The sequence below is a fragment of the Cellulomonas sp. Leaf395 genome (genome assembly GCF_001424125.1).
Lineage (GTDB): Bacteria > Actinomycetota > Actinomycetes > Actinomycetales > Cellulomonadaceae > Cellulomonas.
On sequence record NZ_LMQI01000001.1, the window covers coordinates 641,729 to 667,690 of the forward strand.

Below are 25,962 nucleotides of genomic sequence, written 5' to 3' on the forward strand. Positions count from 1 at the left end.
GGACAGAAGGTGATGAACTACGCGATTGACACGTATAGCCTCACTCCCATTCCACTTGGTGAAACGGGGGTGTGGGGCTGTGGCTGCGGAGATCGTCGACAACCTGGGCCTCGCCCTCGGCGAGCGTCGTGGTCGGGGTCTCGGGCAGCGCCGTTCCTGGGCGTCGGCGGAGCCGTTCGAGCGTCGCGCCACCCCGTTCAACTCGGCTGACGCGGTCGCCGGGTCGTGGCGCCAGAGCGTGCACACCTACCGCGTGCATGCCGTGCTGCTGGACCTCGTCGCCATCCTGGTCGTCGCGACGCCGGTGATGGTCGGGCTGTACACGCCCGCGGGGCAGACCGCGCTGATGATCGCCGGTGCCACGCTCGGGTTCATCGCCCTCGTCGCGATCCTGCACGGCTACGACGACGCCGTGCTCGGCCGGTCGGCCGCCGAGACGCGGGTGCTCGTCCGTGCCGGTCTGGTCAGCGTCGTCGTCCTGGTCCTGGCCAGCTACGCGTTGAAGGCCGAGGTCTCCCGGTTTCTCGTCTTCATCGTCGTCCCCGCCGCCGCCCTCCTCGCGGTCACGGCGCGGCTCATCCTGCGCCGCTCGCTCACGTCCGCCCGGATGCACGGCCACGCCATGATGCGCACGCTCGTCGTGGGCCAGCCCGGACCGGTGGCGAGCGTCGTGGGTGACCTCGCGGTCGACCCGGGGCACGGTTACAGCGTCGTCGGGGTGTGCCTGCCGAGCGTCGACGAGCAGCAGGTCGTCGCCGGCGCTCCGATGATCGGCGCCGTGTGCGACATCCCGCAGGTGGTCGTCGACCGCTCGGTGGACGTCGTCGTCGTCGCCGGCTCGTACATCAGCGGCAACGGTCTGCGGCGCCTGTCGTGGGCGCTGGACCGGGCGGGCGCGCAGCTCATCATGGCGACCGACCTCGAGGACATCGCGGCACCGCGCCTGACGATGCGCCCCACGGGCGGCCTCTCGCTGCTCGAGGTGGAGGTGGGTGCGTCCCGCGGCCGGATGGTGGCCAAGACCGCGCTCGACCGGGCGCTGGGCGGTCTGATCCTGCTGGTCGCGCTGCCCGTGATCGCCATCGCGGCGCTGGCTGTGCGCCTGACGTCGCCGGGGCCGGCGTTCTTCAGGCAGACCCGCATCGGGGTGGACGGCCGCGAGTTCACCATGTGGAAGCTGCGCACGATGTACGTGGACGCGGACAAGCGTCGCGCGGAGCTCTTGAGCTCGAGCGAGGGCAACGCGATCCTGTTCAAGATGCGTCACGACCCACGAGTCACGTCCGTGGGTCGCGTGCTGCGCAAGTACTCGCTCGACGAGCTCCCGCAGCTGTTCAACGTGGTCCGTGGCGACATGTCCCTCGTCGGACCGCGTCCCCCGCTCGCGGAGGAGGTGGCCGCCTACGCGGACGCCGTCCAGCGGCGCCTCCGGGTCCGGCCGGGCCTGACCGGCCTCTGGCAGGTCTCCGGACGGTCCGACCTGTCCTGGGAGGAGTCGGTGAAGCTCGATCTGCGCTACGTCGACAACTGGTCCGTGACGATGGACCTCCTCATCCTCTGGAAGACCTTCAGAGCAGTGCTGCGACCCAGCGGTGCCTACTGACCTATCGACCGCGACCGCGGCACCGACCACATTCTTGGACCTGGAGGAGCTCGTGACCGAGACCCGGCCGGACATCTCGTTCCTGGAGAATGACGAGCCCGACCCTGTACGGGCGACCCCTCCGGACGTGGTCGACCGTCTCGTGGTCCACCAGATCGACCTGGCGCGCCAGTCGCCCGGCGGGATCGAGACCTGCATCCGTGGGTTGGTCCGGCACGCGCCCGCCGACGTGACGTTCGCGATCGTCGGGGTGGACGCCGGCGGGCTGGTCGAGGGCCGGCAGCTGGGCCGGTGGGAGCAGCACCGCGTGGGTGACCGGCTGGTCTGGTTCCTGCCCGTGGTCCGGCTCGACCCGGGTGACCAGCGTCGACGCGTCCCGCACTCCGTCCGGCTCGCCGCGGGTCTGGTTCGCTACCGCGGCGCGCTGCCCGCGAGCGGCGTCGTGCAGGCTCACCGCGCGGACGTCGCCGCGGTCGCCGCGCGGGTGCTCGGCCGGCCTCTCGCCTACTTCGTGCACACGCAGGAGCATGGGCTCACCGGTGCCACGTCGGACTCGTTCTGGCGCAGGGCGGGCGGCGTCCACGCCCGTCTCGAGCACGGCCTGCTCAAGAACGCGCAGTCCGTGGTCGTGTTCAACCCCGACTTCGCCGAGACCGCCCGCACCATCAACCCGGACGCGATGTTCTCGCCGACCTGGTTCGACCCCACGCTCGTCCGGTACCGCGCCCAGGCGCTGCACCCGCAACGGATCATCTGGGTCGGGCGGCTCGAGCAGCCCAAGGACCCCGCCCTCGCCATCGAGGCGTTCCGCCGGCTGCGGGAGTCCGCGCCCGACGAGGACTGGACCCTCGACGTCGTCGGCACCGGCACCCAGCTGCCCGAGCTGGAGCGCGCCGTCGCGGCGCTCCCGCCGGTGGTGGGGGAGCGCGTCCGGCTCCTGGGCCGGCTCGCACCGGAGGACGTCGCGGCGGCCATGTCTGACGCCGGGGTCTTCCTCATGACGTCGCACCCCGGCTACGAGGGGTTCCCCCGCGTGCTCGTCGAGGCCTTGGCCTCGGGGCTTCCGGCCGTCGTGACGGACGGCTCGGACACCGGGTCGCTCGTGCGTCCGGGACACAACGGCTTCGTCGTCACCGAGAGGAACCCCGATGACCTTGCTCACGCCATCAGCGAGGCCAGCGTCCTCCACCGCAGTGCTGCCAGAGACACCGCGTCCGTCTACGCCGCCCCGCGGCTCGTCGCGAGGATCGTCGGTGCCCCAGGGTGAGCGCTCGAAGGTCACAGTGCACGTCTCCCGCTCGGGTGAGGTCACGCTGGCGGGTCGACCCCTGTTCGTCGGGGACGCGGACGCGCTGATCGCGCGGATCGGCCGGCTCCTGCCCGCGGACGAGGTGTACTCCATCGTCACGCCCAACGTGGACCAGACCATCGGCATCGAGCACGACTCGGCGCTGCACGTCGCGTACGACGAGGCCGAGCTCCGGATCGCCGACGGCACCCCGCTCGTGGTGCTCGCACGGATGCTCGGGGCCCACGGCCTCCAGCGACTGACGGGTGCGGACCTCCTGCCGATCGCCGCGGAGATGGCGAGCCGTCGCGGCTGGCGCATCGCGCTCACCGGCGGTGCCCCGAGCGTGGCCGAGCTCGCCGCGCAGCACCTGCGGGACCAGTACGGCGCGGACGTCGTGGCGATCCCGTTCCCCAAGATCGCGGACGTGGGCGACGCGGAGTCGGCGCAGGTGATCGCGGACCTGCACGAGGCCATGGCCGACATCGTCTTCGTCTGCCTGGGGTCGCCCAAGCAGGACGTCTGGGTGTCCCACTGGCGCGAGAAGCTGCCGCCGGGGGTCTACGTGGGAGCGGGTGCAGCCGTCGACTTCGTCGCTGGGACCAAGCGCCGCGCACCGGTTGTCGTCCAGAAGATCGGCGCGGAGTGGCTGTTCCGGATGGCTCAGGAGCCGCGCCGGCTCGCCGGCAGGTATCTGGTGCGCGGCCCGCACTTCCTCAATGTCGTCGCCCGATCGTTCGCCCACAGAAAGGATCGGCCATGAGGGCACTGGTCACGGGGGCCGCGGGGTTCATCGGGAGCACGCTCAGCGCACGCCTGCTCGCGGACGGGTGGGACGTGACGGGGATCGACGCCCTGACGCCCTACTACGACCCCGCCCTCAAGCGCGCGAACCTCGCCCGGCTCGGGGGTGCCTTCACATTCGTCCAGGACGACCTGCGCACCGCCGACCTGGACGCCCTGCTAGACGGCGTCGACGTCGTGTTCCACGAGGCCGGCCAGCCCGGCGTCCGCGCCAGCTGGGGTGACGAGTTCGGGGTGTACCTCGATGCCAACGTCGCGGCCACGCAGGCCCTGCTCGAGGCTGCCAAGCGCGCGTCGGGTCTCCAGCGTCTGGTCTACGCGTCGTCCTCGTCGGTGTACGGCGACGCCACCCGGTTCCCCGTGCTCGAGTCGGACCTGCCGCAGCCGGTGAGCCCGTACGGGGTGACCAAGCTGGCGGCCGAGCACCTGTGCTCCCTGTACGCGTCCAACTTCGGCGTGCCGACGGCGTCGCTGCGGTACTTCACGGTCTTCGGGCCGCGCCAGCGTCCCGACATGGCGTTCACCCGGTTCCTCACGGCGGTCCGCGACGACCGTCCGATCACCCTGTACGGCACGGGCGAGCAGATCCGTGACTTCACGTACGTCGACGACGTGGTCGAGGCCAACGTGCTCGCGGCCACCGAGACCCTCCCCGCGGGCAGCGTGCTCAACATCGCGGGCGGAACCAACGTCACCGTCAACGAGGTGCTGCAGGTCATCCACTCGGTCACGGGCCGGGAGGTCAGGGTCGAGCGTCATCCGACGGTCGACGGCGACGCCTGGCGCACGGGCGGAGACGCCTCGATGGCACGGGACCTGCTCGGGTGGAAGCCGAAGGTCAGCGTCGAGGAGGGGCTCGCCCGCCAGTGGGAGTACATCGGGGCCGGTGGTGGCTGACGTCACCTGCGTGATCCCGACCCACGGCCGCGATCCCCTGCTTGCCGAGGCCGTGGCGTCCGTGCTCGGGCAGGACCTCGGGACGGACGTCCGGCTGGCCGGCGTCGTCGTGAGCGACGACCTGGGCTCGGCGGCCACGCAGGCGCTCGTCGCGAGCCTCGACGCCGCCTCGGACGTGCCTGTGCGGTACCTGGACTCGTCGGGACCGCAGGCCGGCACCGCGGGGGCCTCCCGCAACGCGGGGACCGTGCTGGTGCAGACGGAGGTCGTGGCGTTCCTCGACGACGACGACCTGTGGTCGCCCGGCTTCCTGCGCAGCACGGTCACCGCCCTGCAGGACGGCGGTCACGATTTCGCGGTCGCCTGGACGGCCGCCGACGAGCCCGGCTACCGGATGGCCAGGATCGAGCCGGGGCTCGCCGCCAAGGACGTCGTCGCCCGAAACCCGGGCTTCGTCGGTTCCAACTTCGTCATGCGCACCGCGGCGTTCCGGCGCCTCGGCGGGTTCGACCCCGTGCTGCCCGTCTCCAACGACAAGGACCTCCTGGTGCGTGCCCTGTCGGCGGGGCTCACGTACGCAGTGGTGCCCGAGGTGCTGGTGACCAACCGTGTCCACGGTCAGGGCCAGCTGACGGACAAGACCCAGCGCCGCCTCGACGGCATCCGGCTCTACGCGCGCAAGCACGAGGACCTGCTCACCCGGCGCGACCGCCGCTACCTGCGTGGTCAGGCCGCTGACGTCCGTCGCGTGGTCGGCCGCAGCGCCCCTGTCCGGTGGTGGTCGACGGTCACGGTGGCGGGGCACCGCGCGGTGCGCGTCCTGCTCGGGGAGAGCAGGTGATCACCCGCGTCCTGGCGCGACGCGACGCCCTGCTGGCCGTCGGCGTCTGGGTGGCCGCCGTGCTCCCGCAGCTCGCGATCCTGCTCACGGCCGGCCGCGGCTTCCAGCCGGTCGGCGAAAGCGTCGACGAGGCCGCCGCGCTGGTGGACGGACTCTCGACCGTCGCCAACGTCGGGCTGCTGGCGCTCTGCGCGACGCTGGTCGTGCTGGGCGTCCGCACCACCCCGTGGCGTCAGTGGCCGCTGCCCGCCCTGCTGGTCCTGCCGTGGGTGGTGGTCGTCGGGACCGGGCTCGCGACGGGATCGCGACCGGCGGCGATGACCGTGCTGTACCCGGCCATCGTGGCCGCCGCCTGGGTGGTCCGGGTCTCCTGGCAGGTGGTCCCAGTACTCGGCTGGCTCACCGCCGCGACCGCCGCCCTCAGCATCGTCGCGGGACTGGTCGTCCCCCAGCTCGCCCGTTACCAGGACTACGAAGGTGCGGACGCGGAGAAGGCGGGACCGCTGGGCATCCTCGCCGGGCTGCTCCCCTCCGGGAACAACCTCGGTCTGTCGCTCGCGGTGGGCGTCCCGTCCGTGCTCGCGCTGCGCGGTGCCTGGCGGGTCGTGGCCGGCTCGCTCGTGCTCGTCGCCGTCGTCTGGTCCTACTCGCGGGGCGCCTGGCTCGCCGTGGTCCTGGTGCTCGCGGCAGCCGCCGTGCTGGCGGTCGTGCCCGCCCGCCACCGGGCGCTTGCGGCCGGGGTCGGGATGGGCGCGGTCGCGCTGCTCGCGGTGGCGCTCCCGCTGGCGGTGTCCTCCGCCACCGCGGTGGCCAACCGCGGCGGCTACTGGATCGCCGGCCGAGAGGGATGGGCCCAGGCGCCCGTGCTCGGGCAGGGCTGGGACTACTACGACCGCCTCGCCGGCTCGGGAGACAACCTCGGCGGCTACGCGTACCACGCGCACAACCAGTTCGTGCAGCTGCTGGTCACCGGTGGGCTGGTGCTCGTCGTGGTGGTCGGGGCGCTGCTCGTCGTCGGTGCGGTCCGTGCGGCCCGCTCCGCGGAAGTGGGCGACGTCTGGCCGACGCTCAGCGTCGTGGCAATCCTGGCCGTGGGGATCGTCGAGGTGCCCTTCGGCGTGGTCGACCGCACGATGTTCTGGCCGTACGTCCTCGTGCCGCTGTGCGTGGTCCTGCTCGGGCCGCGCCGCCCGGTCGGCGGCGAACGGGTGGACGCGGACACCAGGCCACCCGCCACGACTGCCGTAGGGCAGGGTGGTCCCCGTGCGTGACGTCCTCGTCTCCGCCCGCGGGCAGACCGACAACCTGGGTGACTCCGTCCTGCGTCGAGGGCTGCTGGACGCGCTGCGCCCGCTGGGACGCCTCGTCGTGAACGTGGACGGGCTGCCCGACGGGTACGTCGGGGCGCTGGGCCTGCAAGCGCAGGACGTTCTGGTCCGCGACCGTCGCGACTGGGCCCGGCGGTCCCTGTCCGGTGCGTGGGCCGGAGCGGTCTACGGCTTCAACGCGGGGGAGACGTACGCGACCGCCGGCTATGCCGGCCACCTGCTCAAGACCGCGCCGCTGGTCGCGACCAGTCGGCTGCGCGGTGGGGCCGGGCTGCATGTCGGGCTCGGGCTGCGCGCACCGCACCGGCTCTGGGGGCTTGCGCTGAACGTCGCACTGCTGTCGTGCGACGTCGTCGCGTGGCGCGACGCGGACAGCCGGTCGTGGGTGGGCCGTGGCGCGGTTGCGCCGGACTGGGGCTACGCCTTCGGCGCACCGGACCTCACCGCGGCCCGCGACGGCAGCGACAGGCCGGTGCTCGCGCTCTCCCTGCGCGGCGACCGGCCCGCTCCGTCCGCCGTCTGGGTCGAGACGGTCCGTGCGCTGGCGTCGGACAGGTCGCTCGACGTCGTCGTCGTCCCGCAGGTGGGGCGCGACCTCCCGCGGGCGCGCGAGCTGGCCACGGACCTGGGGGGCGAGCTCGTCCCCTGGGACGGCGTCGACCACGCGGCTGCCGAGAAGGTGGTGCGCGACGTGTACCGGCGCGCGTCGTTCGTGGTGAGCGACCGGTTGCACGCGCTCGTGCTCGGGCACACCGAGGGCGCGTTGCCCGTCGGGCTCACGTCCGGGTCGGCCGGCAAGCTCACGCGGAGCCTGGCGACCGTCGGCGCCACCGGGACGGCGTTCAGCACGGAGGGCATCGGCGTCGACAACGCGCTGGCCCGGATCGACGAGCTCGCCACGCGCCGGCCCGAGCTGGTGGACACCGTGGCCCGGGCGCGCACGCGGCTGGACGGGCTGCGGGCGCAGATGCGCCGCAGCGTGCGAGGCACCGGATGACCCTGGGCAGGACGGCTGTGCGCGGCTCGGCCGTGTCCATCGGCGGCCAGGGCTTCCGGATCGTGCTCCAGCTGGTCGGCCTCGCCGTGCTCGCGCGGCTGCTCGACCCGGCGGACTTCGGGGTCGTGGCGATGGTGACCGCGGCGATCGGCTTCGCGGACATCCTGCGTGACTTCGGGCTGTCGTCCGCCGCAGTGCAGGCCCCCACCGTCAGCCGCGGGGAGCGCGTCAACCTCTTCTGGGCCAACACCGGCCTCGGGCTGCTGTGCACCCTGGTCGTCGCGGCGTCGACCCCGCTGCTGACGGCGCTCTACGACGAGCCGACGCTCGCGCACATCGTGCCGGCGCTGTCGCTCGTGCTGGTCATCTCGGGCATCAACACCCAGTACCGGGCAGACCTCGCACGTGGTTTGCGGTTCGTGGCCCTGGCCGGCTCCGACGTGACCGCGCAGCTGGTGGGCACGATCGTCGCGATCGTCGTCGCGCTGATGGGCGGCGGCTACTGGGCGATCGTCGCGCAGCAGCTCACGGTGGCGCTGGTGGCGCTCGTGGTCAACGTCATCAGCACGCGCTGGCGGCCCGGGCTCCCGCAGCGGCACACCTCGATCCGCCGGTTCTTCCGGTTCGGGCTGTCCGTGTTCGGGACGCAGGTCCTCGGCTACGCCTCCAAGAACGCGGACACGGTCGCCCTCGGTGTCTTCTGGGGTCCGGCCGTGCTGGGTGTGTACAACCGGGCGCAGCAGATCGCCGTGGTGCCGCTCAACCAGATCAACGGGCCGCTGACCCGGGTCGCGCTCCCGGTGCTGTCCAAGGCGCACCTCGACCCCGACCGCTTCTCCCGCGCGACCTTGCGGGCACAGCTTGCCGGCGCGTACGGCACAGGCACCGTGCTGGCGTTCGTCGCCGGTCTGGCAGTCCCCGTGGTCGACGTGCTCCTAGGGCCCGGGTGGTCCGCGGTCGCGCCGATCCTGGCGCTGCTGGCGATCGCCGGCGTGTTCCGGTCGCTGTCCCAGCTGGCGTACTGGGTCTTCCTGGCCAGCGGCCGGCCCGGTGTGCAATTCAGGCTCGACCTGTGGGCGCAGCCGGTGCTCGTGGTGCTCATCGTGCTCGGCGCGAGCCAGGGTGCGCTCGGCGCCGCGTGGGCCGCCGTGATCGTCTGGCCGGTGTACTGGATCGTCGGGCTCCTCATCGCCAGCCGGTCCGCGGGGCTGGCCGCCGGTCCGCTCGTCGCGCGCGCGGTGCGTGCGTTGCTGGGCGTCGCGCTCCCGGCCGCGCTGGGCAGCTGGTACGTCAGCCGCTGGATCTCCGAACCTCTGCTCGCGATCGCAGCAGGTGTCCTCGCCGGGGTCATCCTGGTGGCCGTGATCGCGGTGCTCGTGCGGCCGGTGCGCCAGGACGTCGCCGAGGTCGTCGGACTGGTCCGGCACGCAGCCCAGCGGAGCGAGAAGGCCATGCAGCGCTGATCGGGACCGTCCGGCCGTCCGTGCTCCTACTGGACGATCTCGCTGACGGGTTCCGGGGCCGTGGTCACCGGCGCCTCCCGCCGCCTGGTCGGCGCAGTGCCCGTCGTCCCACGGGTCCCAGGTCCCGCACCCGAGGCGGCAGCGACCTCGTCGGGTGTCGCGTGGTGGGGCGGCGACGGCACGGGCACGTCCTCGGGTCCGGGCGCTGCGGCCGTCGCGGACTCGGCGGACTGACCTCGCGAGGCCCGACGCTCGGCGGCGGTCGGGTCGAACGTTCCGTGCCCGACGTCGGCACGGTAGGTGTAGGTGGCCAGACCGGAGGCCACGCGCTTGGTGCGGTTGAGCACGATCCCCAGGATGTTCGCATCCACCGCGTCGAGCATCGAGATCGACCGCTTGAGCTGCTCACGGGTCACCATGCCGCTTCCGGCCACGACGAGCACGCCGTCCACGGACGTGCTGATGATCGCTGCGTCGGTGACCGGGAGCAGGGGTGCGGTGTCCACCAGCACCATGTCGAACTTCTGCTTGAGCTGGGCCAGGAGCGCCACCATGGCGTCCGACCCGAGCAGCTCGCTCGGGTTGGGCGGGATCTGACCCGAGGCCAGGACCTGCAGGTTCTCATCCCCGTACGGCTGCAGCGCGTCGTCCAGCGACACCCGCCCGATGAGGATCGTCGTCAGTCCGACCGCACCCTCGAGCCCCAGGTGCTTGGCGACCGACGGCCGTCGCAGGTCGGCGTCGACCAGGCAGACGCGCGTTCCGGCGCTGGCCAGGGTGGCCGCCAGGTTGGCGACCGTCACCGACTTGCCCTCCCCGCTGCGGGAGGATGTCACGACGATCGACCGGGGCCGGTTGGCCACGTTCACAAACTGCAGGTTGGTGCGCAGCCTCCGGTACTCCTCCGAACGGGCACTGGCGCTCGGGGCGATGATCACCGGCGCACGCGCGGACGCCTGCGCGTCGATCGCGACAGTGGCGAGCACCGGCACCGGGACGAGCGCAGCAACGTCGGTGTCGGTGCGGACCTTGACATCGAGCGCGGTACGCAGGGCGGCCCAGCCCAGGCCCAGGACCAGGCCGAGCACCGCGCCGAGCGCGATGTTCTTCTTGGTGTGCGGCACCGAGGCGCGGCCGGGGGGCGTGGCCGGGTCGATCGAGTTCACGAGGACCGTGGGGGAGCCGTCGACGGCCGTGGGTGACAGGTCCTGCACGGTGAGGGCGAGGTTCGTGGCCACCGAGTTCGCGATCGCGGCGGCAGTCTCCGATTCACCCCAGGTCGCGGTGATCGTGATGATGGGCGCCGACGCGTCCGTGCTCACGGCGACGGCGCCACGCAGCGTCCGTCCCGAGCCCGGGAGCCCGAGCTCCTCGACCACGGGGTCGAGCACGACGGGAGACCGGGCGACCTTGGAGTACGTCGCTACGACCCGCTCCGCGTAGGACGTTCCCTGGTTGAGGTCACCGATGGAGTCGCCCGACTGCACGGTGATCAGAACCTGGTTCTGCGCGCTGTACTCCTTGGGCGTGGCCAGCGACAGACCCAGCCCTGCTGCTGCTCCGAGGATCGTCATGATGACGACGCTGAGCCAGTGGCGGCGCATGAGCGCGATCAGCTGACGAAGTTCCACAGTGGCCCTCGGATTCCTCGACGTAGTCTGCGGGTGCGACCGCGCCGCGGAGATCCCCCCGTGACGTCCACTTACTCTACCGAGCGATCTGGGCGGGCTCCGGGTGATTCGTTGAGGGCCGGGCGAGGGCGGACGAGCGGGTCGCGGCGGCGAACGCGCGGGCGTACGACGCTCCGATGACGTCCCAGGCGCGGGCGTCCAGCAGGGGGCGCCCGGTCGGGGGTGCGGCGCGCAGCGCGTCGACCGCACGGTGCACGTCGGCGGTGTCGAGCGTCCCCTCGAAGAAGTGCACCCAGCCGGGACCGACCTCCTCGGCGATCGCTCGGGTCACGGGGGTTGAGGGGATGAGGACCGGGGTGTCGAGCGAGAGCGCCACGAGCACGACCGACGAGTTGTGCAGGTCGCGGTACGGCAGGACGGCCAGCTCCGCCGCCGTGACCTCGGCGACGAGGGTGTCGTCCGCGACAAACTCCAGGACGTACCCGATCCGCGGGTCGGCGCGGGCGGCATCCTCGACGAGCGAGCGCCACTGCGGCGTCTGCGGGTTGCCGACCACGCGCAGGGACAGGTCGGCCCGAGCTGCGGCGAACGCCTCCAGCAGGAGGTCCACGCCCTTGTAGTCGCGAATCTTGCCGAAGTAGACGAGCAGGCCGGGGACGCGCGTCGACACCGGGTGGACGCCGAACTGCTCGCGGTAGTGGCCCAGCGGGATGACCACGTCGCTCGGTCCCTCGCCGCCGGGCAGCGCGTTGAGGTGGACGCGCAGGGACGTGCGGCGGTCGAGCCACCGGAGCAGGGCGCGCTCGGTCCTGCCCCCGGGCTCGTGCGGCTCAGGGTTGTGCTCGGTGCGCACGATCGCCGTGCGCGTCACCCGAAGGCGCAGCATCAGCGCCACGAACGCCGCCCGGGTGGCCAGCCGGCGGGGCAGCGTCGACGGTCTGGTCCGCACCAGCCACTCCGGCCAGTGCACGTGCAGCACGTCGTACCGGCAGGTGAGCGCCCGCCGCCACGTGAACCACACGATGTCGACGCTCTCGGGCAGGTGCTCGACCAGCTGGTCGGCGTAGCGGGTGGTGCCGTCAGGCGGCTCCATCACCTCCAGGACGCGCACGCGGGGGGTCATCGGAGCACCTTCTGGCGCAGCGGCTCGCTCGCCGGCTGCAGGCTCGGTTGGGGTGTCTCTCGTGCGATCCGCCAGCATGCCGACAGAACGTACACGGTGGTCATGAAAGCGACTGTGTACAGGATGGTGTTGGCGGCCAGGCAGTTGACCGCGGTGCCGGCCAGGACAGACAGGGCCAGCGCGCAGACAGCGCGAGGGGCCCCGGCCAGCAGGCGGCGGATCATGGCGACCGCGTACCAGACGGCCAGCAGGATCGTGGCGGCGAGCCCGATGACGCCAACCTCCGCCAGAAGCCGAACGTACTCGTTGTGCGGGATCGACTGCAGGATGATGCCGCTGGTAGTCGCACCCAGGCCGTTGCCGAACACCGGACGCTCCCGCCAGACCGCGAGAACCTTCTCCCAGGCCTGGAGCCGCCAACCCAACGAGGTGTCCTGCACGCCGCCGGTGTACTCGGTGAGGCGCTCGGCCCCCACCTTGGAGTTCAGCGCCATCACGACGGCCAGCGCGAGCGCCATGAGCCCGAGCACGATCCGGTGCATCCGCCGGCCGGCTTCCACCAGCAGGTAGACGAGCATCATCGCGATCGCCGTCGCGAACCCGCCGATGCTCGCGGTGGCCAGCTGCGCCCCGAGGAACAGCACCATGAGGCCACCGTTGAGCCAGCGGCGTCCGGTGCCCGACAGGAGCCGTGCGAACGTGGCGATGTTGCAGAGCGCGAACAGCACGGCGGCCGAGTTGGCCTGAGCGAGGGTGCCCGACGCGCGCAGGGCACCATCGATGTAGGTTCCCGTGCCTGTCGCGAGCTGGACCAGCGCGTACAGCGCCGGCACCAACCCGACCCACTGCACCAGCCCGGTCACGCTCCCGAACGTCACCCGGCCGGGCGCGTTGATCGTGATGACGGCGACCGCCACAAGCGACAGGACGCGGACGGCCTCCCCGTAGGTCTCGGCCGCCCCGAAAGTTGCCGCGCCCGCCGCGGCGGAGGCGAACAGCGCCGCCGCGATCGCGATCACCCGGGCGGGCCAGCTGGGAGACCGGACGAGGACGAGGACCGACAGGCCGATGACCGCGGCGGCGATCCCGGCCGTGGCCGTGGCGCCGCCCAGGTCGTCGATGAGGGCGCGGCCCACCAGCAGGACACCGAGCCCGACCAGCGACAGGCGGAAGCCGAAGACGATGACCAGGGGGATGGTGGCGAAGGCGACCAGGACGATCGGCGGAAGCCCACCCACCCAACCCGCCAGGACAAGCGCGGCCGTGAGGCCGACGACGACGGTGGGCACCAGCCGGTCGGCCATCGCGGCGCGCACGGAGACGACCGTGCTGCTCACGCCCAGGCTGGTCACGCGGTCGAGGCTACGTGCCCGGGGTGGGCGGGTCGATGGTGAAAAAGTAGGTGCTACGTTCGCGGCCATGTCGCGCCCCGGGCCCCTCACGGTGCCGTCCCCTCGTCGGGGTGCTCCGTCGTGAAGGGTCAGTTCCTCGGCATCCTCGTCTCGCGCGGGCTGGGCAGCGGCCTGCAGGCGCTCGCCCTGATCGTCCTGGCGCGGTCCGTGCCGGCCGCCGCGTTCGGCGCGGTGGCGTCCGTGATCGCGCTCGTCGGCTTCCTGCTCGTCGTCACCGGGTTCGGGATGGTGGCCTTCGTTCCGCGGGCGCGGGCACTGGGCCAGGACGACGACGTGCAGGCGGGGCTGCGACTCAACGCGGTGAGCACCGCCCTGACCACGCCCGTGCTGCTCGTGGCGACCGGCTGGTGGGTATCGGTGCACGACGGGCCGCTCGCAGTCGTACTGATCTGCCTCTCGCTCGGCCTCGAGCGCAACGTCGACACGGTGCTCGGTGTACCGATCGCCGACGGCGACACACGGACCGCCGCGACCTCGATGATGCTGCGACGCTCCGTGAGCCTCGTCGCCCTGCTCGCAGGGCTCGCTGCCGGCGTCGACCCCGTGGTGTCGTACACGGTCGGGCTCCTGCTCGGCGCCGCCGCCGCCCAGGTGCACGTCCGGCTTCGCGTGCGCGACCTGCCCGGCCGGGCGTCCGCGGTGCCCACCCGTGCGATCGCCCGACGTGGGTGGCCGTTCCTCGTCGCGCACGTGGCGGGGCAGGCACGCACGCTCGACGTCCCGATCGTGGCGGCGGTCCTCACGCCCACCGCAGCTGGTCTGTACGCGGCGGCGGTCAGGCTGGTCCAGCCGCTGCTGCTGATCCCGCAGTCGCTGGCCGCGGTGGTGACACCTCGGTCGGCGCGGCTCGACGCCACGGCGGCCCGTCGGCTCGCACTCCGGCTCGTCGGGGCCATGCTGGCATGCGGGCTGCTCCTGGTGCCGTTCATGGTGTTCGGCGAACAGATCGTCACGTTCCTCATGGGTCCCACGTACGCGGGGAGTGGCCCCGTCCTCGCGTGGACTCTTGCGGGCATACCGTTCGCTGCCGTGTCGACGGTCCTGGCCGCGCTGCTGCAGGGCCAGTCACGGGAGCACCTCGTCGCGGTGATCGGCGTCGTGTCGGCCGTGGCCACGGTGGCGGCGGTGCCGGTCGGCGCGGTCATGGGCGGTATCACGGGTGCGGCCATCGCGTTGACCTGCGTGTCTGCAGTGCGCTCGGGGGTCCTGACGGTGTGCGCGCTGCGCTGAGGACGTCACCCGTCCGCGTCGGGTGAACTGTTCAAGAATATGGTGTTCTGTCCGGTTTTGGCTCGTATTCTCGCCGCATGAGCCCCCGGTCCCAAGGGGGTCCTTCCTTTGCGGATCGGGTGAGCACATGCAGCGGCGAACGCTCCAGTGGGTGGCGGGCTCGGCGGTCGCCGTCGTCCTGCTCGGTGGCGTCGCCGTCGGCATCGCGAACCGGCCCGACAGCTCCGACCCCGCCGCGTCGCAGGACACGCCGAGCGCGTCGGCCTCCGCGGACCCGGCCACGACCGCCCCGGCGGTCGTCGAGCAGGCGCCGCCGGCCACCGAGCCCGAGGCTGCCACCGAGCCCGGGGCCGCCACCGAGCCCGAGGCGGGCACCGAGCCCGAGGCGGGCACCGACCCGGCCGACGCGACGGTCGTGCGCGTCGAGGACTTCTCCGAGGCGCCGCCCGTGGCGCTCGACCAGCCGGCAGACCCAGGCGACAAGGCCGTGGTCAGCCTCACCGGGATCACCCGGATCGACGGCGTCGGCCGCTCGATCGGTGAGCGGTCCGGCCCGGCGCTCGCGATCGCGATGACGGTCCGCAACGACACCGGGGCGCCGCTCGACCTGAACTTCGTCGTCGTCAACGTCTACTCCGCGTCGGGTGTTCCGAGCGTGGAGCTCGCCAGCGACCCGAACGTCAAGGGCTACTCGGGCGTCCTGGCTCCGGGCGAGTCCGCTGACGCGACCTATGTCTTCCGTGCACCGACCGAGGGGGGCTCGGTCAAGGTCACGGTCAGCCACGATGCCGCGGTGCCCGCAGCAGCGTTCGAGGGCGAGATCGCCCCGTGAGGAGCCCCTTGATGTCTTCGTCTGTCGCGCGGTCGTGCCGTGCTCTCGTCGCCGCCGCAGTCTGCAGCGCGCTCGTGCTGTTCGGCCTCGGGACGCCGGCCTGGGCCGACGAACCGTTGCCGTCGAGCTCGGGATCCATCGACCCGACGGTGACGACCGACGCCCTTCCGACCGTGCAGATCGACGGCGTCGCGTGGGCGCAGCTCGTCGTCGGCACGACGGTCTACGTGGCCGGCGACTTCGCCACGGCGCGGCCGGCAGGTGCTGCGGCGGGCGTCGATACGACGGCCCGCGCCAACCTGCTCGCGTACGACGTGACCACCGGTGAGCTGATCAGCACCTGGGCGCCCGTGCTCGACGGGCCGGCGTACTCGATCGCCGCGTCGCCGGACGGCACTCGCGTCTACGTCGGGGGCGACTTCACCCGGGTCAACAACGTGGCCCGCAACCGGTTCGCCGTGCTCAACGCCACCACGGGTGCACTGGTGACCGCGTTCACGGGCGGCGCGAACGCGGCGGTGCGCTCCATCGTGGCGACGGCGACGACGGTGTACATCGCGGGCAACTTCAACACGGTGGCCGGCCAGTCACGCCCCCGTGTCGCGGCGTTCGACGCGACGAGCGGAGCGCTGCGCACGTGGCGCGTGTCCGTGCAGCCCCGCCAGGTCGACGCGATCCTGCTCAGCCCCGACGCGTCCACGCTGTACATCGGTGGCCGGTTCGACATGATCAACGGCGTCGCGCGGCAGGGCATCGGTGCGGTGTCCACCACGAGCGCGGCCATCAGTTCCTGGACCGTCAACCCGGAGATCTTCGCCTACGGCTTCGCGGCGGGGATCACAGCCCTGGCCACCGACGGCGACCTCGTCTACGGCACCGGCTTCGGGTTCCTCCTGGAGGACGACAGCGACACCAACCTCGAGGGCACGTTCGCCGCGGACCCGGTCACAGCCGACCTGGCCTGGGTCAGCGACTGCCACGGAGACAGCTACTCGGTGTACGCCAACCCGGGCAAGGACCACGTGTATGTCGCTGGGCACCCCCACGTGTGCGCCAACTTCGGTGGCTTCCCTGAGGTCAACCCGCGCCGGAGCATGTACGCCCTCGCCTTCTCCAAGGCCGCCGTGGGTCAGGTCCAGCCGAACTCGCAGGGCGGCTACTACGACCTGCAGGGCTTCGGTGCCCCGGCGCCGCGGACGTTCTGGCCGGTGTTCACGCCCGGCACCTACACCGGACTGAACCAGGCGGCGTGGAACGTCACCGGCGGTGGCGAGTACGTCGTCTACGGTGGCGAGTTCCTGCGGGTCAACGGCACTGGACAGCAGGGGCTCGTCCGCTTCGCGACGCCGGACCTTGCGCCGAACGACCAGGGGCCGGTGCTCGCGGGCTCGGCGACGCAGCCGACCGCCGCCTCGCGCGCCACCGGCACCATGCAGGTCTCGTGGCCCGCCAACTGGGACAGGGACAACGGCGAGCTGACCTACCAGGTGTTCCGCAACAACGGCTCGACGCCCGTCTACACGACCACGCGCCCGTCGCGGTTCTGGGACCTGTCGCGGATGTCGTTCACGGACTCCGGCCTGTCCAACAGCACGTCGTACACGTACAAGGTCGTGGCGGTCGACGACGCCGGCAACTCAGTGACCTCACCGAACGTCACTGCGACCACCTCCGGCTCGCTGGCGGGCGCCATGGGCGCGTACACGGCTGCCGTCCTCGCCGACAACCCGTCAGGCTTCTGGCGGCTCGGTGAGCCCAACGGTTCCACCCTCGACTGGTCGGCGTACAGCAACGCGACGGTCGGCAGCGGGGTGAGCCGGTCCGAGGCCGGTGCGATCTTCGGTGACTCCAACCGCGCGATGAGCTTCTCGGGAGCGTCGAGCTCTCGCGCGTTCAGCACCGTGCGGGTGCCCGCGCCGCTGCACTTCACGGTCGAGGCGTGGTTCAAGACGACGTCCACGGCGGGCGGCAAGATCGTCGGCTTCGGCACCACTTCGGGGACCGGCGACAGCGGCAGCTATGACCGGCACGTCTACCTCGGGCCGGACGGGCGTGTGAACTTCGGCGTCTACCCCAACGCAACGCGCCTGATCACGTCACCCGCCGCCTACAACGACGGCGCGTGGCACCAGGTCATGGCGAGCACCGGCTACCGCGGCATGGAGCTGTACCTCGACGGCGCACTCGTGGCCAGCGACCCGAACGTCACCTTCGCGCAGGCCTACGACGGCTACTGGCGGATCGGTGGCGACAATCTGGGGGGTTGGCCCAACGTCGGCGCCTCGTCGTTCAACGGCTCCATCGACGACGTCTCGGTCTACGGCCGCCAGCTCGACCTCGTGGACGTCGTGCGGCACCGCGGGCTCGGCGCGACCGGCTCAGTGCCCAACCTGCCGCCCGTGGTCAAGTTCGCCGTCGACGGCGGCGAGCTGTCCGCGACCGTGGACGCGTCCGCCACCACGGACCTCGACGGCACGATCGCGTCGTACGCGTGGAGCTGGGGCGACGGCGGCACGTCGACCGGCGTCACCTCGTCGCACACCTACGCGACCGGGGGGACCTACGACGTCACGCTGACCGCGACGGACAACGCGGGCGGCTCCACGTCGCTCACGCACCAGGTGATCGTCGCCAACCCGAACGTGGGACCGACCCCGGTGATCACGTCGAGCTCGACCGGGCTGACGGGCTTGCTCGACGGGACCGCGTCGTCGGACCCGGACGGCACGATCGTGGCCTACGACTGGAACTTCGGTGACGGCGCCACCGCGAGCGGTGCCACGGTCTCGCACGCCTACGGCGGAAGCGGCATCTACACCGTCGCGCTGACCGTGACCGACGACGACGGCGTCGCCACCACGACGACCGCGCCGGTGACGATCATCGCCCCGGTGGTCGACGTGCTCATCGCCACCGACACGTTCACCAGGACGGTGTCGCCCGGGTGGGGCTCTGCCGACCAGGGCGGCGCGTGGACGACCACGGCCGGTGCGGGTTCGGTGTCCGGCACACAGGGCGTCGCAACGATCGCGGCGGTCAGCGGACTGTTCAGTGCCCGGCTCTCGGGCGTGAGCGGCACCGACCTGGTCACGCGGCTCTCGACGACGGTCGACAAGCGTCCGTCGGGTTCGGGTGGCTGGATCCTGTCCCGTGGCCGCATCACGCCGGGCGGGGAGTACCGCCTGAAGGTGAACCTGAAGTCCAACGGCACCGCGACGACCAGCTTCGTGCGCACCACCGCGGCAGGTGCCGAGGTCGTACTGACTCCGGCGACCACGCTCGCCGGGCTCACGTACTCGGCCGGGTCCGTCATCAAGACCGCGCTGAAGGTCAGCGGCGGCACACCCACCACGCTGAGCGCCAAGGTCTGGATCGGCACCGAGCCGGCCGACTGGCAGGTCACGACGACCGACTCGACGAGCGGGCTCCAGGAGGCCGGGCACACCGGCCTGGCGTACCTGCTGTCCAGCTCGGCGAGCAACGTGCCGGTCACGTTCCGGGCCGACGACTACTCGGTCCTGTCCGTGGGGACGGCAGCCCCGCCCCAGACTCAGATCCCGCCGGACGACCCGACACCGACGCTGCCCGCCGCCCAGCAGGGCACCCCGAAGAACATCATCACGCTCATCGGCGACGGCATGGGCTACAACACCGTCGACCTGGGCAGCGCGTTCCAGTCCGGCAAGACGTTGTACCAGCAGAAGATCACCAACGGCCCGAACCTCACCAAGATCGGCGGGCAGGGCGCCACGCAGCCGTACCAGTACTTCGCGGTCCAGGCGGGGATGTCGAACTTCGCCGCGGGCGGCTCCTACAGCCCGTCCGGCGCCTGGTCGTCGTTCACGCAACCGCTGAGCTTCCCGACGGACTCGTCGGCCTCCGCCACGGCGCTGTCGTCCGGGCTCAAGACCACGAACACGGTCGTCGGCAAGGACACCACCGGCAAGGACATCCGCAGCATCGCCGAGCTCGCGCAGGACGTGAACAAGGCCACAGGTGTGGTGACCACCAAGTTCCTGTCCGACGCGACCCCGGGCAGCTACCTGGCGCACGACGACGACCGCGACAACTACACGCAGATCGCCGACGACATGGTGGCGTCGAACGCCAACGTGCTCTTCGGGGCGGGCAACCCGCTGTACGACGACAACGCCGCGCTGCGCGCCACGCCGGACCACACGTACATCAGCCAGCCGACCTGGGACAAGCTCACCACCGGGCAGACGCCGTACACCGTCGTCGACACCGTGGAGCAGTTCGAGGCGCTGGCCGCCGGTCCCACGCCGGAGCGCGTGTTCGGTGCCCCGCACGCGTTCTCGACGCTGCAGGCCGCGCGCTCGGCCCTGGTGCCGACGAGCGTGCCGTTCAGCACCACCCGTAACGCCGACGTGCCGAACCTCGCCCAGATGAGCAAGGCCGCGCTGAACGTGCTGGACGAGGACCCCGACGGCTTCTTCGTGATGATCGAGGGCGGCGCGATCGACACCGCGGCGCACGCGAGCAACACCGCGGGCGTCGTCGAGGAGCAGGTCGACTTCAACGACGCGGTCCAGGCCGTCGTCGACTGGGTCGAGGCGGAGTCCAGCTGGGACGAGACCCTGGTGATCGTCACCGCCGACCACGAGACCGGCTACCTGTGGGGCCCTGGCTCGAACCCGGTCCGGAACCCGATCGTGGGCGCCGCGGGCACCCTGCCGGCGGTCCAGTGGAACACCGACAGCCACTCCAACCAGCTGGTGCCGTTCTACGCCATGGGTGTCGGTTCCGCGGCGCTCGGCGGTCGGGCGACGGGCACCGACCCGGTGCGGGGCAGCTACCTGGACAACACCGACGTGGGGGCTGCGTCTCTCGCGTTCTGGGGCGGTGCCCCCGGCGACGCCCCGACGGTCCACGAGCCCCCGGCACCGCCGCCGCTCGCGACGGACACGTTCGAGCGCACCGTTGCCAGCGGCTTCGGCACGGCGGACAAGGGTGGCGACTGGGTCGCGACCGCATCGGCGACGAGTGTCGGTGGAGGCATGGGCACCATGGTGCTGGCTGCCGCCGGAGGCTCGGCGGGTGCCCGGCTCCCCGGGGTCGCCAGCGCGTCCCACCGCCAGACGGTCACGTTCTCGCTCGACAAGCGCCCGGCCGGCTCCGGCGGGTGGATGCTGCTGCGCGGCCGGATCATCGACGGCGTGGGCGACTACCGCGCGAAGGTCGCCCTGTCCTCCGGTGGCGGCGTCTCGGTGCGGTTGTTCCGCACCAACGCCACCGGCGCCGAGACGGCGATCGGGAGCGCGGTGACGGCTACGGGGGTCACCTACACGGCCGGGACGCAGCTCACGGTCGCACTCGAGGTCGTCGGCACCTCGCCGACGACGGTCCGGGCGAAGATCTGGCCGGCCACGGGGACGGAGCCCGCGAGCTGGCTGACCAGCGTGACCGACACGACGGCGGCCCTCCAGGTCCCGGGCCACACCGGGCTCTTCGCACTCCTGTCCAGCACCGCGACGAACGCCCCGGTGACCGTGCGGTTCGACGGGTACGGCGTCACGACCGTCCCGTGACACGGCGGGCACGCCAGCCCGCTCCAGCTAAGGAGATCATCATGCGATCAGCGCAGGGGGCCTGGTGGCGTCGGGCTGCGGCCGTCGCTGCAACCGTGACGATCGTCGCCGTCGGGCTCGTGGCTGCGCCCGGCGTCGCCACGGCCGCCGAACCCGTCTTCGCCGATCCGACGGTGACGGCCGACCCGCTCCCCACCGTCCAGATCGATGGTGTCGCGTGGGCCCAGGTCGTGGTCGGCAACACCGTATTCGTGGCCGGTGAGTTCACGACCGCCCGGCCGGCAGGAGCGGCGGCCGGCGTCTCGACGACGCCCCGGAGCAACCTCCTCGCGTACAACCTCACGACCGGTGCGCTCATCACCACGTGGGCTCCGACCCTCGACGCGCCTGCGTACTCGATCGCGGCGTCGCCCGACGGCACGCGCATCTACGTCGGCGGCGACTTCACCCGCGTCAACAACGTCGCCCGCAACCGGTTCGCGGTGCTCAACGCGAGCACCGGAGCGCTGGTGACCGCGTTCAGCGGCGGCGCGAACGCGGCCGTGCGGTCGATCGTCGCGACCGCCTCCGTCGTGTACATCGCAGGAAACTTCAACACCGTCGCGGGACAGTCGCGGCCGCGCGTGGCGGCGTTCAACGCGTCGACCGGGGCGATCACCTCCTGGCGGGTCTCGGTCCAGCCTCGGCAGGTGGACGCGATCGCGCTCAGTCCGAACGGGTCCGCCCTCTACATCGGCGGCAGGTTCGACTTCATCAACGGAGTCGCCCGGCAAGGCATCGGCGCGGCGGCGACGTCGAACGGCGCGACGACGTCGTGGACCGTGAACCCGGAGATCTTCGCCTACGGGTACGCGGCGGGGATCACGAGCCTGAGCACGGACGGCAACCTCGTCTACGGCTCGTCGTTCGGGTTCCTGCTCGAGGAGGACAGCGACACCAACCTCGAGGGGGTGTTCGCCGCCGACGCGGTGACCGCCGACGTCGCGTGGGTCGAGGACTGCCACGGCGACACCTACTCGGTCTTCGCGAACCCGGGCAGGGACCACGTGTACGTCGCCGGCCACCCGCACCAGTGCGCGAACTTCGGGGGCTACCCGGAGGTCAGTCCCCGCCGGTTCCAGTGGGCCCTCGCCTTCTCGAAGTCCGCGGTCGGCAAGGTCCAGCCGAACTCCCAGTCCGGCTACTACTCGCTCGAGGGCCAGGGCGCGTCCGAGCTGCGCAGCTTCTTCCCGACCTTCACGCGCGGGACCTTCACTGGGCTCGAGCAGTCGGCTTTCAGCGTCACCGGCAACGGGCGCTACATCGTGTACGGCGGTGAGTTCCTGGCGATCAACGGTCGCGCGCAGCAAGGGCTGGTCCGGTTCGCCACCCCGGACACCGCACCCCGGGACGTCGGTCCGTCGCTCTCGGGAAGCGCTCTGCAGCCGACCGCCGCGTCGTACGCCAGGGGCACCGTCCAGGTCTCGTGGCCGGCCAACTGGGACCGCGACGACGACACGCTCACCTACCGCGTCCTGCGCGGCAGCTCGAGCACGCCCGTCTACCAGGTGACGCGCCAGTCCCGGTTCTGGGACCTGCCCCGGCTGTCGTTCACGGACTCGGGGCTGGCGAACGGCACGTCGTACACGTACCGGGTCGAGGCCGTGGACTCCGGCGGCAACTCGGTGGTCTCCCCGGCGGTGACCGTGACGACCACGGGCTCGGGCACCGCCCAGCTGGGCGCCTACGCGACGGCCGTCCTGGGGGACAACCCGTCCGCCTACTGGCGGCTCGGCGAGACCAGCGGCAGCGCTCCGGACTGGACGTCCTACGGCACCGCGACCGTCGCCGACGGCGTCACGCGCGGGCAGCAGGGCGCCCTGGTCGGTGACGCGAACGCGGCGATGGCGTTCACCGGGTCCAGCACCTCGCGGATCTACAGCACCCGTCGGATCGCCGGGCCGTTGCGGTTCTCCGTCGAGGCGTGGTTCCGGACCGGATCGAGTGCCGGGGGCAAGATCGTCGGCCTCGGCTCGACGTCGGGCACGACCAACAGCAGCACCTACGACCGCCACATCTACATGGGGGCGAACGGGCGCCTGAACTTCGGGGTCTACCCGAACGCCGTGCGCGCCATCACCTCTCCCGCCGCGTACAACGACGACAGGTGGCACCACGTGGTGGCCAGCGTCGGCATGAGGGGCATGGAGATGTACGTCGACGGCACGCTCGTCGCGTCCAACCCGGACGTGACCTTCGCGCAGCTGGCCAGCGGGTACTGGCGGATCGGTGGCGACAACCTGGCCACCTGGCCGAACGCCGCGGGGGAGAACTTCGTCGGCCGGATCGACGAGGTCGCGACCTACTCGCGCCAGCTCGACCAGGTGGAGATCCAGCGGCACCTGAGCATCGGCACCACCGGCACGGCCACCAACCTGCTGCCGCTAGCTGCGGTCACGGTGACCGGCGGTGAGCTCTCGGCCGCGGCCGACGCCTCGGACTCGGTCGACCTCGACGGCACGATCGCCGAGTACCGGTGGAGCTGGGGTGACGGTCAGACGTCGACGACGACCACGCCGACGACGACGCACCCCTACGTCGCGGCCGGTACGTACGCCGTGACCGTCACGGTCGTCGACGACGACGGCGGCACCGATCAGGCGTCGGGCAGCGCGGTGGTCTCGGCGCCGAACAAGCTCCCGACGGCAGCGATCGCGGTCTCCGGTCCGCCCGCCCTCGCCGTCTCGGTCAACGGAAGCGGGTCGAGCGACCCCGACGGCACGATCAGCACGTACCAGTGGACCTTCGGCGACGGGGGCACGGCCACGGGGCCGACCGCCACCCATCAGTACCTGGCCACGGGCACGTACCCGATCACGCTCACGGTTACCGACAACCGCGGCGGCGTGGACACCGAGACGGTGTCCGTCAGCGTCGTGGCGCCCCCGGGGCCGGTGATCCTCGCGGCGGACGCGTTCGAGCGGACGGTCGCGGACGGCTTCGGCACCGCGGACGTCGGCGGTGCGTGGACGACGACCGCGGGCGCCACGAGCGTCGGCTCCGGCACCGGCGCCATGCGCATGGGGGCGGCGGGCAGCGTGGTCAGCGCGCGGCTCCCGGGCGTCACGAGCACCTCGCTGCGCGAGCAGGTCACCGTCACGCTGGACAAGCGGCCGGCGGGATCGGGCGGCTGGGTGCTCGTGCGCGGTCGGATCGTCGACGGCGCGGGGGAGTACCGGCTGAAGATCGCCCTGTCCTCCGGCGGGGGCGTCTCCGCCCGGCTCTTCCGGACCAACACCGCCGGCGCCGAGACAGCTGTCTCTGACTCGGTCACGGCCACAGGTGTCAGCTACAACGCCGGCACCGTCCTGGCGGCGGCGTTCGAGGTGGTGGGCACCTCGCCGACCACCCTGCGCGCCAAGGTCTGGAACGCCGCCCAGGCCGAGCCGTCGGCATGGTTGGTGCAGGCCACCGACGCGACGGCCGAGCTGCAGGGTGCCGGGCACACCGGCCTGGCGGCACTTCTGTCGTCGTCGGCGTCGAACGCGCCGGTGGTGGCACGGTTCGACTCGTACCGCATCACGGCGGTCCCGTGACCCCCGGGGGCACCGGCCCCAGGACCGGTGCGCCCGAGCGGGCGAAGTTCCGCCGCCGAGCGGCTGAAGTCTGGTGGAGTGCGCCTGACGTGCTGACGGCTCCGGCTAGGGTGTCCGAATCGTCGCAAATGCGCCCCTGCGGGGCCGCTGGCGGGGGCGCGGACCATGGACGACACGACGGACGGCGGTGAAGGTTGCGCATCGCGATGGTAGGGACGCGGGGTGTTCCCGCGCGGTACGGGGGTTTCGAGACCTGCATCGAAGAGGTGGGCTCGCGGCTCGTCGAGCGCGGCCACGAGATCGTCGTCTACTGCCGGTCCACCACGCCGCAGACCGAGCGCCCTGCCACGTACCTGGGGATGGACCTGGTCCACCTGCCCGCCCTGCACCACCGCGCCCTGGAGACCGTGTCCCACACGGCTCTCTCGGTCGGGCACCTGCTCGCTCGTACGGTCGACGTGGCGTTCGTCTACAACGCCGCCAACGCACCGTTCCTCCCGCTGCTGCGGGCCCGCGGCCTGCCGGTCGCCACGCACGTCGACGGGCTCGAGTGGAAGCGCGCGAAGTGGTCGGCCTCGGGCAGGCGCTACTACCGCGCCGCCGAGGCGGCCGCGGTCCGGTGGTCCGACGCGCTGATCGCCGACGCGGAGGGCATCGCGACGTACTACCGCGACGAGTTCGACGCGCCGACCGTGCAGATCGCCTACGGCACCCGGACCCCCGGCCCGGGGGCCCTCGCACGGATCGCCGAGCTGGGCCTCGAGCCCCGCGGCTATCACCTGGTCGTCGCACGGTTCGAGCCAGAGAACCACGTGGAGATGATCGTCGACGGGTACCGCCGCTCGCGGGCGCGCCTGCCGCTCGTCGTCGTCGGCTCGGCGCCCTACGGCAAGGCGTACACCGAGCGGATCCACGCGCTGGCGGACTCTCGGGTCCGGCTGCTCGGCGGGGTCTGGGACAGCGAGCTGCTGGACGGCCTCTACGCCGGCAGCCTGTCCTACCTGCACGGCCACTCCGTCGGCGGGACCAACCCGTCGCTGCTGCGGGCGATGGGGGCGGGCACGTCGGTGCTCGCCTACGACGTCAACTTCAACCGCGAGGTGCTCGCGGGCAGCGGCCTGTTCTTCTCCAGGGCGGCCGACGTGACGCGACTGGTCGAGCTCAGCGAGGACGACGTACCGGGAGCCCTCGACCGGGCCGAGCTGGCTCGGCATGAGGTCAAGCGCTACGAGTGGGACGACGTCGCTCGGCGCTACGAGGAGCTGGCGGCCGAGCTCCCCGCGCGACGGGCCGCCGGTGGCCGCCCGTCGGGCCGTCGTGCCCGGGGCGGCCGACCATGACGGCCGGCGCAGCGACGTCCGTCCGGCTCACGTGAGCCGAGGCACCCCG

At 72.0% G+C, this 25,962-nt stretch carries 16 protein-coding genes; 13 read left to right on the plus strand and 3 right to left on the minus strand.

Going from position 1 to position 25,962, the window contains the following annotated elements:
• Nucleotides 1-79: 79 nt before the first annotated feature.
• The 8 genes from ASG23_RS03055 to ASG23_RS03090 are packed head-to-tail and all read left to right on the plus strand — an operon-like array spanning nucleotide 80 to nucleotide 9,221.
• Entirely contained in the window at nucleotides 80-1,603 is a 1,524-nt protein-coding gene (locus ASG23_RS03055; protein WP_056019827.1) for a sugar transferase, read from the plus strand.
• A gap of 52 nt (nucleotides 1,604-1,655) precedes the next feature.
• Entirely contained in the window at nucleotides 1,656-2,870 is a 1,215-nt protein-coding gene (locus ASG23_RS03060; protein ID WP_157465496.1) for a glycosyltransferase, read from the plus strand.
• A complete protein-coding gene (locus ASG23_RS03065) occupies nucleotides 2,857-3,654 on the plus strand; it encodes a WecB/TagA/CpsF family glycosyltransferase (RefSeq protein WP_056019833.1) in 798 nt (265 codons plus the stop codon). The genes ASG23_RS03060 and ASG23_RS03065 overlap by 14 nt, the downstream gene beginning before the upstream one ends.
• Nucleotides 3,651-4,592, plus strand: coding sequence for an NAD-dependent epimerase/dehydratase family protein (locus ASG23_RS03070; protein ID WP_056019836.1), 942 nt, complete (start codon nucleotides 3,651-3,653; stop codon nucleotides 4,590-4,592). The genes ASG23_RS03065 and ASG23_RS03070 overlap by 4 nt, the downstream gene beginning before the upstream one ends.
• Nucleotides 4,593-4,602: 10 nt before the next feature.
• On the plus strand, nucleotides 4,603-5,433 hold the full coding sequence (locus ASG23_RS03075; RefSeq protein WP_162242652.1) for a glycosyltransferase family 2 protein: 831 nt from the start codon (nucleotides 4,603-4,605) through the stop codon (nucleotides 5,431-5,433).
• Entirely contained in the window at nucleotides 5,430-6,704 is a 1,275-nt protein-coding gene (locus ASG23_RS03080; protein WP_157465497.1) for an O-antigen ligase family protein, read from the plus strand. Before ASG23_RS03075 ends, ASG23_RS03080 begins: the two co-directional genes overlap by 4 nt.
• The gene (locus ASG23_RS03085) at nucleotides 6,697-7,758 is read left to right on the plus strand and encodes a hypothetical protein (RefSeq protein ID WP_157465498.1); all 1,062 of its coding nucleotides are present in this window, start codon (nucleotides 6,697-6,699) and stop codon (nucleotides 7,756-7,758) included. Before ASG23_RS03080 ends, ASG23_RS03085 begins: the two co-directional genes overlap by 8 nt.
• Nucleotides 7,755-9,221 carry a lipopolysaccharide biosynthesis protein gene (locus ASG23_RS03090; protein ID WP_082515709.1) on the plus strand — a complete coding sequence of 489 codons (1,467 nt, stop codon included), beginning with the start codon at nucleotides 7,755-7,757 and terminating at the stop codon, nucleotides 9,219-9,221. Before ASG23_RS03085 ends, ASG23_RS03090 begins: the two co-directional genes overlap by 4 nt.
• Before the next feature lie 26 nt (nucleotides 9,222-9,247).
• On the opposite strand, the gene ASG23_RS03095 is transcribed toward ASG23_RS03090, so the two are convergent.
• The 3 genes from ASG23_RS03095 to ASG23_RS03105 form a co-directional block, all read right to left on the minus strand.
• Complete coding sequence (locus ASG23_RS03095) at nucleotides 9,248-10,852, minus strand: polysaccharide biosynthesis tyrosine autokinase (protein ID WP_056019849.1); 1,605 nt, start codon at nucleotides 10,850-10,852, stop codon at nucleotides 9,248-9,250.
• A gap of 76 nt (nucleotides 10,853-10,928) precedes the next feature.
• A complete protein-coding gene (locus ASG23_RS03100; RefSeq protein WP_056019851.1) occupies nucleotides 10,929-11,975 on the minus strand; it encodes a glycosyltransferase in 1,047 nt (348 codons plus the stop codon).
• Nucleotides 11,972-13,327 carry an O-antigen ligase family protein gene (locus tag ASG23_RS03105; protein ID WP_056019854.1) on the minus strand — a complete coding sequence of 452 codons (1,356 nt, stop codon included), beginning with the start codon at nucleotides 13,325-13,327 and terminating at the stop codon, nucleotides 11,972-11,974. Before ASG23_RS03105 ends, ASG23_RS03100 begins: the two co-directional genes overlap by 4 nt.
• 120 nt (nucleotides 13,328-13,447) lie before the next feature.
• On the opposite strand from ASG23_RS03105, the gene ASG23_RS03110 reads away from it, so the two are divergent.
• From ASG23_RS03110 to ASG23_RS03130, 5 genes are all read left to right on the plus strand, one after another.
• The gene (locus ASG23_RS03110) at nucleotides 13,448-14,617 is read left to right on the plus strand and encodes an oligosaccharide flippase family protein (protein WP_056019856.1); all 1,170 of its coding nucleotides are present in this window, start codon (nucleotides 13,448-13,450) and stop codon (nucleotides 14,615-14,617) included.
• Nucleotides 14,618-14,744: 127 nt separating this feature from the next.
• Nucleotides 14,745-15,449 (plus strand): hypothetical protein, encoded by a 705-nt coding sequence (locus tag ASG23_RS03115; protein WP_056019859.1) that lies wholly within the window; start codon nucleotides 14,745-14,747, stop codon nucleotides 15,447-15,449.
• Nucleotides 15,450-15,460: 11 nt separating this feature from the next.
• The gene (locus tag ASG23_RS03120; RefSeq protein WP_056019861.1) at nucleotides 15,461-20,998 is read left to right on the plus strand and encodes an alkaline phosphatase; all 5,538 of its coding nucleotides are present in this window, start codon (nucleotides 15,461-15,463) and stop codon (nucleotides 20,996-20,998) included.
• A gap of 41 nt (nucleotides 20,999-21,039) precedes the next feature.
• Entirely contained in the window at nucleotides 21,040-24,573 is a 3,534-nt protein-coding gene (locus tag ASG23_RS20780) for a PKD domain-containing protein (protein ID WP_082515711.1), read from the plus strand.
• Between the two features lie 206 nt (nucleotides 24,574-24,779).
• Nucleotides 24,780-25,913, plus strand: coding sequence for a DUF1972 domain-containing protein (locus ASG23_RS03130; RefSeq protein WP_056019868.1), 1,134 nt, complete (start codon nucleotides 24,780-24,782; stop codon nucleotides 25,911-25,913).
• The last annotated feature ends 49 nt before the right edge of the window (nucleotides 25,914-25,962 follow it).

Bases quoted from the DNA above. Each gene is read 5' to 3' on its own strand.
- ASG23_RS20780 (WP_082515711.1), top strand. From the start codon at position 21,040: ATGCGATCAGCGCAGGGGGCCTGGTGGCGTCGGGCTGCGGCCGTCGCT.
- ASG23_RS03070 (WP_056019836.1), top strand. From the start codon at position 3,651: ATGAGGGCACTGGTCACGGGGGCCGCGGGGTTCATCGGGAGCACGCTC.
- ASG23_RS03115 (WP_056019859.1), top strand. From the start codon at position 14,745: ATGCAGCGGCGAACGCTCCAGTGGGTGGCGGGCTCGGCGGTCGCCGTC.
- ASG23_RS03090 (WP_082515709.1), top strand. From the start codon at position 7,755: ATGACCCTGGGCAGGACGGCTGTGCGCGGCTCGGCCGTGTCCATCGGC.
- ASG23_RS03130 (WP_056019868.1), top strand. From the start codon at position 24,780: ATGGTAGGGACGCGGGGTGTTCCCGCGCGGTACGGGGGTTTCGAGACC.
- ASG23_RS03100 (WP_056019851.1), bottom strand. From the start codon at position 11,975: ATGACCCCCCGCGTGCGCGTCCTGGAGGTGATGGAGCCGCCTGACGGC.
- ASG23_RS03120 (WP_056019861.1), top strand. From the start codon at position 15,461: ATGTCTTCGTCTGTCGCGCGGTCGTGCCGTGCTCTCGTCGCCGCCGCA.